The 17,119-nt window shown below is 71.7% G+C and carries 21 protein-coding genes; 10 read left to right on the forward strand and 11 right to left on the reverse strand.

Translation table 11 applies throughout. From position 1 onward, the window contains the following. The first annotated feature begins 52 nt into the window (after nt 1–52). The gene (locus Bequi_RS06350; protein ID WP_249737110.1) at nt 53–574 is read left to right on the forward strand and encodes an intracellular growth attenuator family protein; all 522 of its coding nucleotides are present in this window, start codon (nt 53–55) and stop codon (nt 572–574) included. Between the two features lie 15 nt (nt 575–589). Here Bequi_RS06350 and Bequi_RS06355 read toward each other — a convergent pair whose 3' ends face one another. From Bequi_RS06355 to Bequi_RS06405, 11 genes are all read right to left on the reverse strand, one after another. After that, the gene (locus Bequi_RS06355; RefSeq protein WP_249737111.1) at nt 590–1,171 is read right to left on the reverse strand and encodes a DUF4031 domain-containing protein; all 582 of its coding nucleotides are present in this window, start codon (nt 1,169–1,171) and stop codon (nt 590–592) included. Beyond that, nucleotides 1,168–2,151: a ribonuclease HI family protein gene (locus Bequi_RS06360; protein ID WP_249737112.1), complete on the reverse strand. Its 984-nt coding sequence runs from the start codon at nt 2,149–2,151 to the stop codon at nt 1,168–1,170. Before Bequi_RS06360 ends, Bequi_RS06355 begins: the two co-directional genes overlap by 4 nt. A gap of 95 nt (nt 2,152–2,246) precedes the next feature. Next, nucleotides 2,247–2,942 (reverse strand): hypothetical protein, encoded by a 696-nt coding sequence (locus Bequi_RS06365; protein WP_249737113.1) that lies wholly within the window; start codon nt 2,940–2,942, stop codon nt 2,247–2,249. Next, entirely contained in the window at nt 2,939–3,745 is an 807-nt protein-coding gene (locus tag Bequi_RS06370) for a hypothetical protein (RefSeq protein ID WP_249737114.1), read from the reverse strand. The genes Bequi_RS06365 and Bequi_RS06370 overlap by 4 nt, the downstream gene beginning before the upstream one ends. Beyond that, the gene (locus Bequi_RS06375; RefSeq protein WP_249737115.1) at nt 3,745–4,278 is read right to left on the reverse strand and encodes an ATP-binding cassette domain-containing protein; all 534 of its coding nucleotides are present in this window, start codon (nt 4,276–4,278) and stop codon (nt 3,745–3,747) included. The genes Bequi_RS06370 and Bequi_RS06375 overlap by 1 nt, the downstream gene beginning before the upstream one ends. Then, nucleotides 4,193–4,630, reverse strand: a complete 438-nt coding sequence (locus tag Bequi_RS06380) for an ATP-binding cassette domain-containing protein (RefSeq protein WP_283774720.1) — start codon at nt 4,628–4,630, stop codon at nt 4,193–4,195. Before Bequi_RS06380 ends, Bequi_RS06375 begins: the two co-directional genes overlap by 86 nt. Next, nucleotides 4,627–5,010 carry a GntR family transcriptional regulator gene (locus Bequi_RS06385; protein ID WP_249737116.1) on the reverse strand — a complete coding sequence of 128 codons (384 nt, stop codon included), beginning with the start codon at nt 5,008–5,010 and terminating at the stop codon, nt 4,627–4,629. The genes Bequi_RS06380 and Bequi_RS06385 overlap by 4 nt, the downstream gene beginning before the upstream one ends. Before the next feature lie 83 nt (nt 5,011–5,093). Then, the gene (locus Bequi_RS06390) at nt 5,094–5,537 is read right to left on the reverse strand and encodes a hypothetical protein (RefSeq protein ID WP_249737117.1); all 444 of its coding nucleotides are present in this window, start codon (nt 5,535–5,537) and stop codon (nt 5,094–5,096) included. Nucleotides 5,538–5,588: 51 nt separating this feature from the next. Further along, entirely contained in the window at nt 5,589–6,056 is a 468-nt protein-coding gene (locus Bequi_RS06395; protein ID WP_249737118.1) for a hypothetical protein, read from the reverse strand. Nucleotides 6,057–6,123: 67 nt separating this feature from the next. Beyond that, nucleotides 6,124–6,603: a hypothetical protein gene (locus Bequi_RS06400; RefSeq protein WP_249737119.1), complete on the reverse strand. Its 480-nt coding sequence runs from the start codon at nt 6,601–6,603 to the stop codon at nt 6,124–6,126. Continuing rightward, nucleotides 6,600–7,064: a hypothetical protein gene (locus tag Bequi_RS06405; protein WP_249737120.1), complete on the reverse strand. Its 465-nt coding sequence runs from the start codon at nt 7,062–7,064 to the stop codon at nt 6,600–6,602. The genes Bequi_RS06400 and Bequi_RS06405 overlap by 4 nt, the downstream gene beginning before the upstream one ends. Nucleotides 7,065–7,504: 440 nt before the next feature. Between Bequi_RS06405 and Bequi_RS06410 the strand changes: the two genes are divergently transcribed. The 9 genes from Bequi_RS06410 (at nt 7,505) to Bequi_RS06450 (ending at nt 17,008) form a co-directional block, all read left to right on the forward strand. Next, nucleotides 7,505–9,220, forward strand: a complete 1,716-nt coding sequence (locus tag Bequi_RS06410) for a DEAD/DEAH box helicase (RefSeq protein WP_249737121.1) — start codon at nt 7,505–7,507, stop codon at nt 9,218–9,220. 138 nt (nt 9,221–9,358) lie between these two features. Continuing rightward, complete coding sequence (locus tag Bequi_RS06415; RefSeq protein ID WP_249737122.1) at nt 9,359–9,754, forward strand: ArsR/SmtB family transcription factor; 396 nt, start codon at nt 9,359–9,361, stop codon at nt 9,752–9,754. Nucleotides 9,755–9,757: 3 nt separating this feature from the next. Further along, nucleotides 9,758–10,762 carry a cation diffusion facilitator family transporter gene (locus tag Bequi_RS06420; protein WP_249737123.1) on the forward strand — a complete coding sequence of 335 codons (1,005 nt, stop codon included), beginning with the start codon at nt 9,758–9,760 and terminating at the stop codon, nt 10,760–10,762. A 67-nt stretch (nt 10,763–10,829) separates the two neighbouring features. Further along, complete coding sequence (locus tag Bequi_RS06425; RefSeq protein ID WP_249737124.1) at nt 10,830–11,840, forward strand: LLM class flavin-dependent oxidoreductase; 1,011 nt, start codon at nt 10,830–10,832, stop codon at nt 11,838–11,840. Between the two features lie 81 nt (nt 11,841–11,921). Further along, a complete protein-coding gene (locus Bequi_RS06430) occupies nt 11,922–12,761 on the forward strand; it encodes an SAM hydrolase/SAM-dependent halogenase family protein (protein ID WP_249737125.1) in 840 nt (279 codons plus the stop codon). A gap of 63 nt (nt 12,762–12,824) precedes the next feature. Further along, nucleotides 12,825–13,379, forward strand: a complete 555-nt coding sequence (locus Bequi_RS06435) for an ECF-type riboflavin transporter substrate-binding protein (RefSeq protein WP_249737126.1) — start codon at nt 12,825–12,827, stop codon at nt 13,377–13,379. 19 nt (nt 13,380–13,398) lie between these two features. After that, entirely contained in the window at nt 13,399–15,297 is a 1,899-nt protein-coding gene (locus Bequi_RS06440) for an energy-coupling factor transporter ATPase (protein WP_249737127.1), read from the forward strand. Then, nucleotides 15,294–16,124 (forward strand): energy-coupling factor transporter transmembrane component T family protein, encoded by an 831-nt coding sequence (locus Bequi_RS06445; RefSeq protein WP_249737128.1) that lies wholly within the window; start codon nt 15,294–15,296, stop codon nt 16,122–16,124. Before Bequi_RS06440 ends, Bequi_RS06445 begins: the two co-directional genes overlap by 4 nt. Before the next feature lie 155 nt (nt 16,125–16,279). Then, a complete protein-coding gene (locus Bequi_RS06450) occupies nt 16,280–17,008 on the forward strand; it encodes a hypothetical protein (protein WP_249737129.1) in 729 nt (242 codons plus the stop codon). The last annotated feature ends 111 nt before the right edge of the window (nt 17,009–17,119 follow it).

Consider the following 17,119-nt stretch of genomic DNA (forward strand, 5'->3'; position numbering starts at 1 on the left):
ACACTTGTGCGATAATAAGACCGGGTCAGCGAGCTCAGGGAAGAAGCCATGGATGCTGCCGTACATCGTCGCCGGGGAGGTGGCCTTCTGGATCCTGCTCCTGGGCGGGCTCTCCATCCGGTACCTGCTGCGCTGGCGCGCAGTCTCGACGACACTGCTGATCCTCACCCCAGTCGTCGACCTCGCCATCGTGGCGCTCACCTACGTCGATCTCAGCCGAGGGGCACCCTCTTCCTTCAGCCACGGCCTGGCCGCGTTCTACGTCGGCTTCTCGATCGTCTTCGGGTCCGAGACCACCCGGCGATTCGACCGACGATTCGCGAGGAAGTACACCGAGCTCCCGGAGGCCGAGCTCCCTTCAGTGCCCCAGCGCTCGAGCATGCAGTACTGGCACCGCTGCCTCACAGCCTCGGCGATCACCATCGCACTGCTGATGATCGGCATTGCAGTGGCGGGGCCCGCAGATTCGCTCTGGCTGATCTACTGGATCATCACTGGGGCGTTCATCGTGGTCGCCTGGGGTGCCATCGGACCCCTCCGAGACCGCCTCAGGTCGGAGCGAGCAGGCCAATAGGTCCGGAACGCAGGATCAGCCCGCATGGCTTCCTTCGCCGTCTCCGGGCCAGTCCAGGACCTGTCCCACCCATGAGTGCCCGGTGCGCCCCTGCGAGAGGGCGTCGGCCTCGGCGAGGAACTCCTGCGCTGCGAGCCGTCCGAGCTCGTCGTGCGCCTCGATGTCCGCCAGCGCGCAGGGGTTCGGGCGCCCCAGGCGGTAGGCGCCCAGCGGAGCATCCTCGCGGCTGGGCAGCGGATCGACGTGCCCGCGCAGCCCCGTGATGAGGTCCTGCGGCACACGGGAGAGCCCGAGCTCCTCGGCATGGGCTTGCGTGCGGGCGCGGCGGGCAGCAGGGCGGTCGGCGAGCGGGATCCGGAGACCGGAGGCGATCAGGATCCGAGTGAGGTCCCGGTTGCCGACGAACGCGACTCCGGCTGCGGCGAGGCGCTCCCGCGCCTCCTGCGGCCAGTCGTAGTGGTCAAGATCGAAGGACCGCGGGTGCAGGCCTGCGCGGGCCGCCGTCTCGTGGAGCTCCTCGAGGGAGTCATCGGAGATCAGGTGGCCCCACATCGTGCCGTGACGGGGCCAGCGCGGCGTATCGGCGAAGACGCTCACTGCTCGAGCGTCCCCTGGTGGTGGCGCAGCAGCCAGCGGCCCTGCTCGCACACCCACAGGGAGGTGCGGCGCACGGTGCCGCGTCCCTCGCCGGTGACGAAGCGCAGCAGGACGACGTCGGGACTGATCTTCTCGGCTATGAAGTCCGAGGCCTCGACTCCCTCGACCGGAGCGAGGGCGGCGAGGATCGACTCGCGATCAAAGGTGCGCCCAGAGGCGCCGATCTCTGCGAAGGCGGGATGCAGCAGCTCAGCGGCGAGCGCGGGATCGGAGCGGACGGCGTCCGTCAGCAGCGCCTGCTCGCGGGTCACGACGTCCTCGAAGGAAGCGCCGTCGGTGAACGGATCATCCAGGTCGAAGAGGCTGAAGAGATCAGACTCGCTGGGGGCAGGGGCGGTCGTCGCGGTGCCGGCCCCGCGGCTCGCTCCGCGGCGAGAGGGGACCCCTGCAGCGGGCTCGGTGCGAACGGCGGGCTCGGCGTCGGCAGCCGGCTCGACGGTGACCCGCGGGGCGGCGCCCCGGTAGCCGGGGCCGGCATCCACCTGCTGCTTCTTCTTGAAGGCGACGGCGGCGGCGTTCGCGCGGCGATCGGCCGCCTCGTTCATCGCGTGGCCGGCGTGGCCCTTCACCCACTCGAACTCGACACTGCGACCGGCCATGGCCGTGTCGATGCCCTTCAGCAGGTCGACGTTCATCACGGGCTTGCCGTCGGCCTTCTTCCAGCCCTTGCGCTTCCAGCCCGGCATCCACTTCGTCACCGAGTTGATCACGTACTGGCTGTCGCAGAGCACGTGGAGGTGCTGGTCGGCATCGACCGCAGTCGCCTCCAGCAGGTCGAGCACGGCCTTCAGCTCGCCCATGTTGTTCGTGCCGTGTGGCCACCCGCCGGCGGCCCACGTGCTCTCATCGATGTACCAGGCCCAGCCGGCCGGGCCGGGATTGCCCAGCGCGGAGCCGTCGGCGGAAGCGGTGATCGTCATGCAGGCCATGGTTCCACAGGGGTGGGACAGACCAGGACGGGCCCCCTGGCAGGGCCCGTCCGCAGCTCCGGGGAGCCCGGCCCTCGAGCTCCGCCTCAGCCCTCCACCACGGCTGCGCGGATCCCGCGGGCGAGCACGAGCGTCTGCCAGGCGCAGGCCGCGGCGAGCACACCAGCGGCGATCCATGGGCCCGCCCCGAGCAGCTCCCCGAGTGCGCTGAGGCCTGTCACCGCGGCCCAGATGAGCACCGCAGCGATGAGGGCGCGCAGGACGATCGCGCCGAAGCCGGGCATCGCGCGGGATTCGCCGCTGCTCGCGCGCACGGCGGCGGGGCCGATGCGCGCGCTCGTCACGAGCGCGGTCAACAGCAGCGCGAGCGCCACGAGCACCAAGGCGGTGAGCCGTTCCTCGGGAAGCCCCGGAAGCGTTCCGACCTGCACGCCCTGGAACTCCCAGATCCATCCCGAGCCGGGCCCCGCGAGCGCGACCCCCACCGCGAGCAGAGCGGCCGCGGTCCCCCCGCCGGCCTCGATCAGTCCCGCCCGGGCGCGCACGGCGCGGCGCTGCCGCCGGCTCGCCCCGGCCGCGGCATAGAGATCTGCGGCCCAGACTCCCTCGCGATCATGCATCTGCCGCCACGCGGTCGTCGCCCAGATGAGGAGCACGAGCGCGATCGGTCCCGCTCCCGTGACCCCGCTCAGCAGCATCGCGCCGACTCGCGTCAGGACGTTCCGCCGGTGCAGTGCGGCGCCGACGGCGCGGGCAGCGGTCGGGGGGATCGGAGCGCTCATGCCCGCCTCGCCCAGGTTCGCGAACGCCAGACGAGCACGACCAGTGCGAGCAGCAGAACGGCACCGCCGGCCAGCGCTTGGAGGCCCTCGAACGTGATCCAGCCGCCGCCGATCAGCTCGCCATCGACCCCCCGCAGCAGCACCTGCTCGAGGAGACCTGGAGCGAGAAAGATCAGCAGCGACGGCAGGAGCGACATCACTCCATAGGCGAGTAAGAACGTGCCGGCACTCGCGACCAGCACCCACGCGCCCGCCCTCCGCAGCGCTTCCCTACCCACCCAGATGTGCGTGATCACTAAAGCGGGCAGCCAGGTCAGCACGTCAGACCAGAGCGCGGAGGTCGGCACCGGGAGGGAGATGCCCGTGACCACGGCATGCCACGCCATCATGGGCAGCTCGCCGCCTGCGTCCGGCACTCTCGGCGGTCCGAACAGCAGGACCAGCACGACGACCGCGGAGAGCGCGGCCTGCAGCATCACGACGAGCACGGTGCGGGCGCGCACGCGGTCGGCCCGGCTGATCCCGAGCGCCGCCCGCATCGCGCGCCGCTCCGGGACATCGCCCATGGCGAACATGTACGGGGCCCACAGCGCGAGGCCGAGAAGGATCCCGCCCAGCCTGGCGAAGCCCGGCAGAGTGATCGCCAGCACCATCGTGGCGAAGATCGAGCTGCCGACGAACGCGTCGCGCTGGAGCGCGATCTCGACCCGCAGCGCTCTGCGCAGACGCCCGCGGCTCGGGCTCTCGCCGTCGGCGGGGATCGCCTCCCCCGCATCGGCGCGTGAAGTGGCCTGCGCGCTCATCACCGCGCCTCCGACTGGGCAGCCGCTCCTCTGGAGCCGCCCTGCGCCTCGCGCAGCGTCATCGCCACGAACTCGCGCAGCTGCTGGGCGCGGATCGACGCGCTCGGCGGGAGGGCTGCCGCGTCCTCGACGCGCACGAGGCCTTCGATGCTGCCTGGTCCTGCGCCGTCGGCCCCGCTGCGCACCCCGCGCAGCAGTCCGGGCGCACCTGCGAGCGCGCCCTCCTCGAGGGTCGCGAGCAGGTGCTCCTCCAGGAGGTCCTCGACGTCGCCCTCGCAGATCACCCGGCCCTCGTGGAGCACGACGAGGTGGTCCACGAAGCGGTCCATCTCCTCGAGATCGTGCGTGGAGATCACGTTCGAGCGCTCCCCCTCACCGCCCGCCATGAATCCGCGAAGGTCATCGATCATCTCGGGCCGCGCGAGCGGATCAAGCCGGGCGAGGGGCTCATCGAGGATCAGCAGCTCGGGCCGACCGGCGAGCGCGAGAGCGAGCGAGAAGTGCGTGGCCTGCCCCGCCGACAGGTTCCTCACGGTCGCGCCCGCTGGTACGCCCCGTTCCCGCAGGCGCATCGGGGACGAATCCGACGCGCAGCGGCAAGCGATCCTCGGAGCCGCCCATCGGCCGCCCGAGCATGCGGATCTCCCCCGCCGATGGCGCGAGCGCCCCGATGAGGGTGCGCAGCAGGGTCGTCTTCCCGGCGCCGTTCGTGCCGACGATCCCGGTCACCCGGCCGCGCGGCGCGATGAAGGCGATATCGCGCAGGACAGGGACATCCCGGGAGACGCTCGTGCGGCCCTGCACGGCGACGCTGAGGCCCCGCACTGCGACGGCGGCGTCGGCTCCGGGGGCGGCGTCTGCTCCGGGGGCGGGCGATGGTGTCATCGCTCCTCCTTCTCATCCACAGTGTGATCCAGCAGTGCGTGAAGCTCTTCGCGGGCGATGCCGCAGAGGTCTGCGGCGCGGGCGGCGTCGGCGAAGGCAGCGGCGATGCGCTCCTCGGCCCGGGCGCGCACCTCGCGGGGGTCCTGCGCGCGCACGAACACGCCCTTGCCCTGCACGGAGTCCGCGAGGCCCTCGGCGACGAGCTCGCTGTAGGCGCGCGTGGTGGTGATGACGCTGACCCGCAGGTCACGGGCGAGCGCCCGGATCGAGGGAAGAGGCTCGCCGGGCAGCACCTCCCCGGCGAGGATCGCTTGGGCGAGCGCCGAGCGGATCTGCTCGTAGATCGGATCCGAGCTGGAGGGGTCGATCGGGATGCGCATCGCTCTCCTCCTCCCGGATCAGCGGCGGAACGCTCGCGCCATTACTGTCTATGTGCACTATAGACAGCGGGTGTGCGCGGGCGTCAAGGCCTCGTCGGCCTCCGCATCCCACGGATCGCGAACACGATCCCGATCAGGCACAGCCCCGCCATACCGATCAGCCCGAGCGGCACCCAGGTGAATCCCTCCGACTCCGGCGGCTCCCATGCGTAGAACCCCGATCCGAGCCGATAGACCGTGATCTCCTGGCCCAGCTCACCGGAGCGGCCCTCGATCCACCCGGTCTCGCCGTAGCCGGTGACGAACTCGAGGTGCGGCGTGGTGAGGCCGCCCGAGGTGCGTGTGCTCACCTCGGTGACGAAGGCGTGGACCTCGACAGCCGACTCCGTGCGCTCGGCACGGTCCTGGGCCCAGTCGCGCGCAGCTATGAGGAGCATGAACACCACGGCGCCGAGCAGCACGATGATCGCGAGCGCATTGCGCAGCCGCGGGCGCCGGTCCAGCTCGCTCACCAGTTCGTCTCGCACCGCGCCACCCTCCTCCGCACTCGCTCGCAGACCCGTCCCTCCCGCTGGCGCCTACTGCTCCGCGAGCTCCCGACGCTCCTTCAGCTCGCCCCGTGCCTCCGAGATGACGATGACGATCCAGAACAGGCACATCCCGCCTGCGCCGATCCCCACCAGCGGCCAGATGGATCCGCCGTCGGGATCCGGCACACTCCACCCGTAGAGGCCCGAGCCGAGCCGGTAGACAGTGATCTTCTCGCCCACCTCCGCGGGGCGGTCGTCGACCGAGCCGATCTCGCCGTCCTCGGTGGCGATCGTCAGCCGGGGATAGGACATCCCGTTGGGGTTCGCCACCCACTCCGTTGCGGTCACCACCGCCTCCACCTGGACAGCCGGCTTCTCGCGGTCGTTGCGGTCCTCGGACCACCCGAGCAGGCCGAGGAGGATGAAGAGCAGTCCCACCGGCAGCAGCAGGGCGCTCCAGAGCACTGCCCGGAGCACGGGATGCAGACTGCGTTCTTCGCCCTGGTCGGTTCCCATCAGGCCATTCTCCCCTGACCTGGGGCGATCCGGGTCGCGCGAGCTGCGGGCGAGCAGAGCGCCATCGTCAGCGAGACCGCTGGCGCCTCTCGGCTCGCACCTGCTTCCAGGAATCCAACACGAAGTACGCCGCGGCGAGCAGGCACAGCCCGGCCCCTCCGAGCAGTCCCGCCGGCACCCAGGGGAAGCCCTCGGGATCAGGCGGCGTCCAGGCGTAGGAGCCGGATCCGAGCCGGTAGACGGTGATCTCCTCCCCCACCTCGCCAGAGCGGTCATCGACCCATCCGGTCTCGCCGTCCTCGGTGACGAAGGTGAGCCGGGGGGACGTCCCGCCGTTCGCGGAGCTGCTGCCCACCTCGGTGACGATCGCCTGGATCTCGACAGGGGGAGCACCTCGATCTTCGCGGTCCGCACCCCATGAGAGAGCGCCGAAGAAGAGGAACATCAGCACGCCGATGAGGCTCACGCCGACCCACAGCGCGCCGCCGATGATCGGATGCTCCCGCTGGTAGTCCACAAGCTGCTCCCGCAGCGACTCCGCACTCACTGGGCTCCCCTTTTCCGTGCTTCTGGGGCATCGCTCTCGTGCTCTGCGCTCTCCTCGATCGGTGCACGGAACGTGTACCACCACCCGTAGACCAGCATCGCGATCACTCCGGCTCCGAGCACGATCGCCATCCACGGCGCCGAGCGGTCGCGGCCCGGCGCGTACTGGTAGGCACCGCTGCCCATCGCGTAGACGGTGATGCGGTCCCCTGGAGCGGCGTCACCCTCCCCGTCGATCCAGCCGGCCTGCCCGGCATCGTCCCGGAAATGGACGCGGATGATGTCGGGCCTGTTCCGCCCGAACTGCGACACGGACTCGACCTCGGTCACGACCACCTGCATCGCCTGCGGTGTGGAATCGCGGTCCTCGCGCCACTCCCCCAGGGCCCCCAGAGCGATCATCGCGAAGCACGCGGCGCACAGGAGGCTCACGATCGCACGCACGGAACGCTGGCTGCGCATCCGCCGCGCCCAGGGCCGATCCCGGAGATCTCTCGCCCGTCTCTGCACGTCACCATCCACCCCGGCATCGTTGCACGAGGCCACGGGTCCGGCGGCACTCGAGCAGCCGGACACCCCGAGAACGCATGACCGCCTCCGCCCGCGCCGATCTCCTCACACCCTGCGCCCGCCCGCTCGCCCCTGCCGGTGACCGGCGCGTATCGTTGCGGCCGACGGTCGCCGTCATGAATCACCGCGACGACCTGCCACGGAGTCCTTCGCCGCCCGATGCGGCGCATCCGGCCCCCGCTCCTGCGCCGCCGAGTTTCAGCTCTCGCGCACGAGCAGCCGCGATCACGGTTCCGTCGGCCGCGCACGGCCCGCGCCGCCCGCCGAAACGTTCGGCTGAGCTCGACGCCCGCGCCCCGGTGAACCCCTTTTGACTGAACGGAATCTCTCCCGTGAGCACCCCTGATTTCGCGCGCCTCGGCGTGCCCCAGAACCTCATCGACGCCCTCGCACCCCAGGGCATCACCTCCCCCACCCCGATCCAGCTCGCGACGCTGCCCGACTCCCTCGCCGGCCGCGACGTCCTGGGCCGCGGCCGCACCGGCTCGGGCAAGACCTACGCCTTCCTGCTGCCGCTCGCGGCGCGCCTGGCGGAGTCCCGCACTCGCCCGGCTGCGAAGCGCCCCCGGTCGCTGATCCTCGCCCCGACCCGCGAGCTCGCCGCCCAGATCGGCGAGTCCCTCGCGCCCCTCGCGAAGGCCGCGAACCTCTCCTACGCCGTCATCTTCGGCGGCGTCGGCCAGCGCCCGCAGGCCGACGCCCTCCAGCGCGGCCTGGACGTGCTGATCGCCTGCCCCGGCCGCCTCCTGGACCTGATGGGCCAGGGCCTCGCGGACCTGTCGGCCATCGAGGTCACGATTCTGGACGAGGCCGACCACATGGCCGACATGGGCTTCCTGCCGATGGTGCGCCGCATCCTCGACAAGACCCCTCAGCGCGGCCAGCGCATGCTGTTCTCCGCGACGCTCGACGCGGGTGTGAACACCGTGGTCAAGCAGTACCTGCACAACCCCGTCACGCACGAGGCCGATCCCGAGACCTCGCCCGTGGGCACGATGGAGCACCACATCCTCGAGGTCACGGCCGACGACCGCCTCGACGTGCTGCGCGACCTCGCCTCCGCTCCCGGCAAGACGATCATGTTCACCCGCACCAAGCACGGCGCGAAGAAGCTCGCCCGCACCCTGGTCGCCAGCGGCATCGGCGCGGTCGAGCTGCACGGCAACCTCTCCCAGGGCGCCCGCACGCGCAACATGGAGGCCTTCGGCTCCGGCGCGGCGAACACCCTGGTGTGCACCGACATCGCGGCGCGCGGCATCCACGTCGACGAGGTCGCGCTCGTCGTCCACGCCGATCCGCCCATCGAGCACAAGGCGTACCTGCACCGCTCGGGCCGCACGGCGCGCGCCGGCGAGTCCGGCACCGTCATCACCGTGCAGACCCCCGACCAGCGGGGCGATGTGAACGTGCTGATGCGCGCGGCGAAGATCAGCCCCGAGCGCCACCAGCGCGTCACCGAGTCGAGCCCGATCCTCGCCTCCCTCGCCCCCGGCGAGCGCGTGCGCGGAGAGGTCGACGCGGTCGTGCAGGAGGCCGCCGGCCTGAACCGCACGAACAGCGGCCGTCCGAAGCAGCCCGCCCAGGGCGGCGGGCGCGGCCGCGGCGGCCAGAGCGGCTCCGGTCAGGGCGGGTCCGGTCAGGGCGGCTCGGGCCGTGGCGGCCGCGGCGCGCAGGGCGGTCGCGGCGGCCAGGGCGGTCGCAGCGGACGCTCCGGTCAGGGCAGCGAGGGCCGCTCCGAGCAGCGGCGCGACAGCGCAGCCTCCAGCGAGGGCTCGACCTCGCGCAGCAGCGCGCTGGACAGCCGCTTCACCCAGACCCCCATCAACCCCGCCTCCGAGGGCGGTCGCGGCCGGGGCGGTCGCGGCGGCTCGGGCCAGGGCGGCTCCGGCCGCGGAGGCCAGGGCGGCTCCGGTCAGGGCCGCTCCGGCAGCTCGCGCGGGCGCTCGGGCGGCCGCTCGGGCGGATCCGGTTCGACCACCACGTACTCGACCTCGACCGGGGGCTCGAGCGGCGACCTCGCCGCGTTCTCCTCGCGCCGCGGTCGCTGAGACCCGCTCCCCCGAGGCGCAGCGCCCGCCGTCTCGCAGGATCCCCTGCGAGACGGCGGGCGCTGTCATGCGCAGCACTCTCCGCTCCAACGCTTCAACAGTTGCGCACATGACGAAACGTGTGCAAGGCTTCCGGGCGTGAACGCGACCGATCCGCAGCACGCCGTCGAGCCCACTGCGTCCCCTGAGCCCGCTGGGCCCGCCGCGCCCGTCGAGCCCACCGAGCCGCAGCTCGCCTCGGCGGCCGACACCTTCGCCCTGCTGGCGAGCCCTGCCCGCCTGCACCTCGTGTGGCTCATGACCAGCGGCACGTATGACGTCGGCGCCCTCGCGGAGCGCGTCGGCCTCAGCCTGCCGACCACGAGCCAGCATCTCGGCCGCCTGCGCCTGGCGGGCCTCGTCTCGGCCCGCCGCGAAGGCCGCCGCAGCTTCTACTCCGTCGACGACCCCCACGTGGTCCGACTCGTCGAGCAGATCTTCGAGCACATCGCCCCTGACGGCACCCTCGCCCCCGACCCACTCGAGAAGGCCTGAGCCATGAGCACCGCCCCCGACACCCCCACGCCCGTCGCACCCGTGCAGCGCGAGACCGCGCGCTCGGTCGACCTCACGCGCTTCGCGTGGCTGTCCATCGCCGCGGCCGTCGCCACGATCGCCCTGAAGAGCGCCGCCTGGGCGATGACCGGATCCGTCGGCCTGCTCTCCGACGCCGCCGAGTCGACCGTGAACCTCGTCGCCGCGGTCGTCGCGCTGATCGCCCTGCGGGTCGCCGCGCAGCCGGCGACCGACAAGTACCTCTACGGCCGCGCGAAGGCCGAGTACTTCTCCGCCGCAGTCGAGGGAGCGATGATCTTCGTCGCCGCCGCGGTCATCCTGGTCACGGCCGTCGAGCGCTTCATCCATCCCCAGCCGCTGGAGAACGTGGGGGTCGGACTGCTGATCTCCGTCGTCGCCTCGCTCATCAACGGCGGCGTCGCCTTCGTGCTGCTGCGCGCCGGGCGCCGCTACCGCTCCATCACCCTCAAGGCCGACGGCCACCATCTCCTCACCGACGTGTGGACGTCCGTCGGCGTGCTGGTCGGCGTGGGCCTCGTGGTCCTCACCGGCTGGGACCGGCTCGATGCGATCGTGGCCTTCGCCGTCGGCGTGAACATCATCATCACCGGCACCCGCCTCGTCTCCGAGTCCGTCGCAGGGCTCCTGGACCAGGTGCTCCCCGAGGAGGACAACGCGATCCTCGTCGAGATCCTGCGACGCCGCAGCGAGGTCCAGGACGACCAGGATCGCGTGGACTTCCACGGCCTGCAGACCCGCGGCGCCGGCCAGCAGAAGTTCATGAACGTGCACGTGCTCGTCCCGGACGAGTGGACCGTCAAGCACGGGCACGACTACATCGAGGAGCTCGAGGCCGAGCTCATCGCCGCCCTCCCGGGGCTCACCGTCGCCACGCACCTGGAGCCGATCTCCGACCCGGCGAGCTACGCCGACATCCCCTCCGCCTCGATTCCCATCCGCCCCGCGACGGCGCAGCCGGACTCCTGACAAGCCGGCCGCTCAGCCCTCGGCGGAAGCGCTTCCGGGGCGCCCGGCGCAGACGTAGCGTGAGGGCATGAGCAGCCCGCGCGTCCCCCTGTCGATCCTCGATCTCGTCCCCATGTCGGAGGGCATGAGGCCGCGGGAGGCGATCGCCTCCTCGATGCGCGCCGCGCAGCTCGCCGACCGCCTCGGGTATGCGCGCTACTGGTTCGCCGAGCACCACAACACCGGTGCACTCGCCTCGAACGCCACGTCGATCCTCATCGGGCAGGCCGCCGGGATGACCGAGAGGATCCGCATCGGCTCCGGCGGCGTGATGCTCCCGAACCACGCGCCGCTCGCGGTGATCGAGCAGTTCGGCACGCTCGTGCAGCTGCACGGGGACCGCATCGACCTCGGACTCGGGCGTGCGCCGGGCACCGATCCCCTCACCGCGCAGCTCCTCGCCCGCACGTCGGCGGAGCCGGAGGCGTTCATCGCGGCGGTCGAGCAGATGCGCTTGTGGTCGGGCACGCATGACCCGGGCTATCTGCGGATCACGGCTCCCGTCGCCGAGGGCACCGAGGTGCCGATGTGGATCCTCGGCTCCACCGCCAACGGTGCCCAGCTCGCCGGTCAGCTGGGGATGCCGTTCTCCGTCGCCTCCCACTTCGCCCCGGCCGGCTTCGAGCGGGCCATCGAGGCCTACCGGCGCTCCTTCGATCCGGCCGCGGAGACCGCGCAGATCAGCGAGCCCCGCGTGATGGTCGGCGTGAACGTCATCGTCGCCGAGACCGACGAGGAGGCCCAGCGCCAGTTCTCGACCTTGCAGCAGATGTTCCTCGGGATCCTGCGGGGCGAGCGCCAGAAGATCCAGCCGCCCCGCGATCTCGCCGAGCTCGCCGATCCGTCGCTGCGCGCCCGTATCGACGAGACCCTCGCGGTGCGGGCCGTCGGCTCCCCCGAGACCGTCGTGCGCGAGCTCGAGAGCCTCGTGCGGCGAACGGGTGCCGACGAGCTCATCTTCACCGGCTACTACTTCGACCACGCCGATCGCGACCGCGCGCTCGAGCTGCTCGCCCGCGCCTGGGGGCTGCAGGGCTGACGGTCCTCTCCCGCAGGCCGCAGATGACAGCGGATGAACTGCTGTGAAGCCCTGACCTGGAATTCTTGAGATACTTCCGGGGTGAAGCCTCTCGTCCTGCAATCAGATTTCGGCCTCGACGACGGCGCGGTGAGCGCGATGCACGGCGTCGCTGTCGGCGTCGATGATCGCCTCCGCGTCCACGACCTCACCCACAACATCCCTCCCTACGACATCTGGGAGGGCTCCTACCGGCTCGCCCAGGTCGTCTCGTACTGGCCCGAGGGCACCGTCTTCGTCTCCGTGGTCGATCCGGGCGTCGGCTCGGACCGCCTCAGCGTGGTCGCCCGCACCGCGACCGGGCACTTCATCGTCACCCCTGACAACGGCACCCTCACGCACCTCGCCGCGATCTTCGGCATCGTCGAGCTGCGCGAGATCGACGAGGAGACCAACCGCCGTGAGGGCTCGCAGGAGTCCTACACCTTCCACGGCCGCGACATCTACGCCTACACGGGCGCGCGCCTGGCCGCGGGGATCATCGACTACGCGCAGGTCGGCCCGTCGGTCGCCCTGGAGCGCATGGTCTCCCTGCCCGTCGCCGCTCCCGCGCTCGAGCACGGCGCGGTGGCCGGCACGATCGATGCGCTGGACGTCCGCTACGGGTCCCTGTGGACCTCGATCCCCCGCGAGCTGTTCCTCGAGCTCGGCGCCCAGCACGGCGACCGCTTCGTCGTGCGCGTCGAGCACGCCGGCAGTCCCGTGCACTCCTCGCAGATGGTCTACGCCCGCAGCTTCGCGGCCGTGGAGGTCGGCGAGTCCCTGCTGTACGTGAACTCCCTGGACCGCATGGCCGTCGCGATCAACCGCGGCTCCTACGCTCGTGCGTTCTCCCTGGGCACCGGGCCGTCGTGGAAGATCTCGATCCGCCCGGCCGACTGACCGGGCGCTCCCGCACGCCCCGCCCCTGACCTCTCATCCCCCTCTCCCACCCTCGGAGCTGACATGACCCCTCGCATCTCCCCCGTCACCCAGGTCGTCGCCATCGGCATCGGCGCGGCGCTGTTCGTCGTCCTCGGCCTCGTGCGGATCCCGACGCCGATCCCCAACACCTCGATCAACATCCAGTACGCGCTGCTGGCGGTGTTCGCGGTGCTCTACGGCCCCATCGCCGGCGCTCTCATCGGCCTGATCGGGCACATCATCCTCGACGCCGTCAGCTTCGGCAGCATCTGGCTGAGCTGGGAGATCGCCTCAGGCGTCTTCGGGCTCCTCCTCGGCTTCCTGATGCTGCGCAACCGCGTGATGGAGGGCGAGTTCGCCGGGAAGGACATCGTGCGCTTCGTCGTCGGTGTCGTGATCGCGCAGGTGGTCGCGTTCCTCGTCGTCGCGCCGCTCGGCGACATCCTCATCTACTCGGAGCCCGCCGGGAAGGTGTTCGCGCAGGGAGCCGTAGCGGCGCTGGCGAACAGCATCACGGCTTCGGTCCTCGGCGTCATCATCCTCAGCGTCTACGCCCGCACCCGCACCCGCACGGGCTCGCTGACCGTCGGCTCCTGACCTGCGGGGCATCCCCATCGTGACCGACGACGTCCTCATCGAGCTGGCCGGGTACGGCTTCCAGTACCGGGCGCAGTCCGCGCCGACCCTCCACGACATCGACCTGACGGTGCGCCGCGGGGAGAAGATCGTGATCGTCGGCGCCTCGGGATCGGGGAAGTCGACGCTGCTCAGCGTCATGAACGGGATGGTCCCCCACCGCTACCCGGGCACGGCGACCGGATCGGTGCGCGTGGGCGGCAGCGACCCGGCGCAGGTGCCGCTCGTGGAGACCTCCCGGCACGTCGGCACCGTCCTGCAGGACATCAGCGGGCAGTTCGTCGCCCTCACCGCCCGGGAGGACATCGCCTTCTCGCTCGAGAACCAGCAGGTCCCCGCAGCGGACATGCCGGCCCGGGTGCAGCGAGCGGCCGCGCTCGTCGACATCGAGGACCACCTCGATGCCGCCCCGCACGCGCTCTCCGGAGGACAGAAGCAGCGGGTCGCGATCGCCGGCGTGCTCGTGGACGACGTCGACGTGCTCCTGTTCGACGAGCCGCTGGCCATGCTCGACCCCGCCTCGGGCCGCACCGCGATCGAGCTCATCGACACCCTGAACCGCGAGCACGGCACCACGATCGTGATGGTCGAGCACCGCCTCGAGGACGTCCTGCACCGGGACGTGGACCGGATCGTGCTGATGGAGGGCGGGCGGATCATCGCCGACGCCCCGCCCGGAGAGGTCATCGCCTCCGGCCTGCTGGAGGCCGCCGGGATCCGCCCGCCCCTGCACGTCGCGGCGCTCGCCTACGCCGGCGCGCCCGTCGCCGCCTATCAGCGCCCCGGCAGCGCGGAGACGATCGCGCTCACCGACGCCCAGATCGCCGCCGTGCGGAACTGGGCGGGCGGGCGCGACGCGGCGGAGCGCTCCTCAGAGCAGCCGGGGGCAGGCGCCGGATCCGCTGCGGGCGGCCCTCGCGCGTCGGCCGTTCCCGCCCCGGCCCCCGAGGCCCCTGTGGTCCCCGAGGTCGATGGGCCGACGGTCCTCGCCCTCGAGGACGTCGGCGTCGTCCTCGGCGCGAGCCGCACGAGCCCCGGAGAGCGCGTCCTGCACGGCGTCAGCACCCGGGTGCGGCGCGGCGAGATGATCGGGATCCTCGGCTCCAACGGGGCCGGGAAGTCGACGCTCGCACGCACGGTCTGCGGCTTCGTCCCGCACAGCACCGGCCGGATCCTCCTGGACGGGGCCGACGCGTCGGCCTGGCCGATCGCCCAGCGCGGCGAGCGGGTCGGCTTCGTGCTGCAGGAGCCCGGGCAGATGATCTCCAAGCCCCTGATCGCCGAGGAGATCGCGCTCGGCCTCGAGGCGCGCGGCCTCTCGGAAGCGGAGATCGCCGAGCGCACCGAGCGGGTTCTCGAGGTGTGCGGGCTCGCTCCGTTCCGCACCTGGCCCGTCTCGGCGCTCAGCCACGGACAGAAGAAGCGCCTCACGATCGCCTCCGTCCTCGCGCTCGAGCCCGAGGTGCTGATCCTCGACGAGCCGACCGCCGGGCAGGACTTCGCGCACTACACGGAGTTCATGGACTTCCTGGCCTCGGTGAACGCGGGCGGCACGACCGTCCTGCTCATCACCCACGACATGCACCTGGCGCTGGAGTACACCGACCGGGTGCTCGTGGTCTCGGGCGGGCAGATCATCGCCGACGCTTCCCCGGCCGACGTCCTCACCGATCGCGAGATCACCCGGCGCGCAGACCTCGTGACGACCGGACTGCACACCTTGGCCGAGCGGTGCGGACTCCCGGAGCCGGCTCGGCTCGTGCGCCGCTTCGTGGAGGTCGATCGGCAGGTGCGCGCGGAGCGCAGCGCGAGCGCTCAGCAGCGCGATGGCGCGCAGCGGGCCGACGGGGCCGACGGCGCGAACGGAGGCCCCGCATGAGCACTCCCCTGCTGGGCTACGTCGATCGCCCCGGGCCCCTGCATACCCTCACCGGCACCGCGAAGCTCGTGCTCGTCATCGGGATCGTCGGCGCCGCGATGATCAGCTTCGATGCGCGCTTCCTCGCGGCCCTCGCGGTCGCCTCGATCGTGCTGTGGGCGGCCTCGCGGATCCGCCCGGGGGACCTCGCGGTGGTGCTGTGGATCGTCGGCACGTTCATGGTGCTGAACAACCTGCTGATCTTCGCCTTCGCGCCCGGCTACGGCACCGACCTCTTCGGCACGCGCCACGTGCTGATCGACGGGCCGGGGCGCTGGGACCTCACGAGCGAGCAGCTGTTCTACCAGGCTGTCGTCACGCTCAAGTACTTCGCGGTGATGCCCGCGATGCTCCTGTTCATCACGACCACCCGTCCGCCCGAGTTCGCCTCCTCGCTGAGCCGCATCGGCGTGCCGTACCGCGTCTCGTACTCGGTGAGCCTCGCCCTGCGGTACATCCCGGATGTGCAGCGCGACTTCCGCACGATCTCCCAGGCGCAGCAGGCCCGGGGACTCGACACCTCGAAGCGCCAGCGGCTGGGAGTGCGGATCCGGAACCTCGTGAGCGTGCTGCTGCCGCTGCTGCTGGGGGCGCTGGAGCGGATCGAGACCGTCTCCAGCGCCATGGAGCTGCGCGGGTTCGGCCGCGAGAAGCGGCGCACCTGGTTCGACGAGCGCCCCTTCCGCGCGCGGGACCTGGTGGTCATCGCGGTGGCAGCGCTGCTGGTGGCGGGGGCGATCGCCCTGGTGGTGCTGAACGGCGGCCGCTACTGGAACCCGTTCGCCTGACTCTTCCGAGAGCCCGCTGAGAGCAGGTCCCAGGCACGCTGGGCGTCGGCCTTCGAGGCTGGGAGCGGCACCAGTGATCTGCGCTACTCTCCCTGCATCAGCACCCGCGGCGCCCGCCCGGCTCGCGGACGACACAACCTGAGGAGACGAAGACGATGACTCAGCCCGGCGACTACGCAGGCAAGATCGCACCCCACGACCCCACTCTCCCGGACTCCCAGCGCGCGGATCTGGACGGCGACGGCTTCATCGCCCCGAACCCGCTCGGCGGCGATGATGACGTCCGCGACCGCGACGGCGACGGCCTGCTCGACGGCGATCGCGAGCGCACGACGGACGGCGCGCTTCCGCCGTCGGAGGAGGACGAGGACGGCCGAGGCCGCACCAGCCCCCGCCCCGAGGAGAACCCCGACATCATCTCCCTCGACGAGCAGAACGTCGCCGTCGGCACGGGCGCCACCGGTGCGGGAGCGGCCGGAGCTGCGGGAACCGTCCACCAGGGCGAGCAGGGCTCCTGCAACTGCCCCGGCGACTGCGGCTGCGATCACGGCGCCGGCGTCTGCGCGTGCGAGGAGGGCCCGGCGGCCTGCACCTGCGACCACGGATCCGCGTCGGACCGCTCCCTCGATCACGGCCAGACCCACCGCCGCGATGTCGAGACCGAGGGTGCGACCCCGCTGGCAGCGGCCACCCCGGTGAGCAGCGCCGACGACGGCGTGTACGCGCCGAACGGCGGCTACGGCACCGAGGCGGCACCTGTCGACCGCACCGATGACCTCGATGCGCAGACCACCGGCACGCTCGATGCGGGCCGCGTGAACGAGGGACCGGGCCTGACGGGCGGCACCGGCTTCGGCCCCGCCCATTCCGACGACGTGCGCTGACTCAGCCTCACGCCCCGGCAGCGGTCGGGATGATCGGCCGACGGGCCGGGACGGCACGCTCCGTCCCGGCCCGTCGCACCGCGATCAGAGCCCTGATCTCCTAAGGCCGAA

This window comes from Brachybacterium equifaecis, from assembly GCF_023509525.1.
In the GTDB taxonomy this organism is placed as follows: domain Bacteria; phylum Actinomycetota; class Actinomycetes; order Actinomycetales; family Dermabacteraceae; genus Brachybacterium; species Brachybacterium equifaecis.